The following is a 630-nucleotide window of genomic DNA, read 5'->3' as shown; positions in this document are numbered from 1 at the left end:
ATTGGCACTATAGGTAATATTGCTTTAATTAGACAGACTCCAGATTTCGCAATAAAGAATGTGGCTTTAATCAAAGATAAAAACGAAATGGATTTTTTATACAGCTATTATTTTTTGCAGTCGCCAATTACAACTCAGCAGTTGGATGATTTTGCTAGTGGTGGAACACAGAAATTTATTTCATTAAGTAATGTTCGCAGTTTATTAATATGCGTCCCTGAAAGGGAAGAACAAACCGCCATCGGCAATACTTTCCAAAAGCTCGACAGCCTAATCAACCAGCACCAACAAAAGCATGACAAGCTAAGCAACATTAAAAAAGCCATGCTGGAAAAGATGTTCCCCAAACAAGGCGAAACGATCCCTGAAATCCGCTTTAAAGGGTTTAGTGGGGAGTGGGAGGAGAAAGTTTTAGAAGATATTTGCGACGTGAGGGATGGTACTCATGCATCACCGAAGTACCAACAAAACGGATTTCCCTTGGTTACATCAAAAAATGTTAAAAATGGGTACATCAATTATGACGATGTTCAATACATTTCTAAAATCGATTTCGATGAAATAAATAAGCGTTCTAAAGTTGATGTTAATGACATTTTAATAGGGATGATTGGCACTATAGGTAATATT

1 protein-coding gene is annotated in these 630 nt (G+C 36.5%); it reads left to right on the top strand.

The window, feature by feature from the left end; translation table 11 throughout:
• Positions 1 to 630 (top strand): restriction endonuclease subunit S (locus L5M29_RS23700; RefSeq protein ID WP_263170361.1); only part of this gene is annotated, 630 nt, incomplete at both ends.

The sequence above is a fragment of the Shewanella sp. SM95 genome, assembly GCF_025653595.1.
GTDB lineage: Bacteria > Pseudomonadota > Gammaproteobacteria > Enterobacterales > Shewanellaceae > Shewanella > Shewanella oncorhynchi.
Note: the sequence above shows the minus strand (reverse complement) of the source record. Positions and strands in the feature narration are given on the sequence as shown.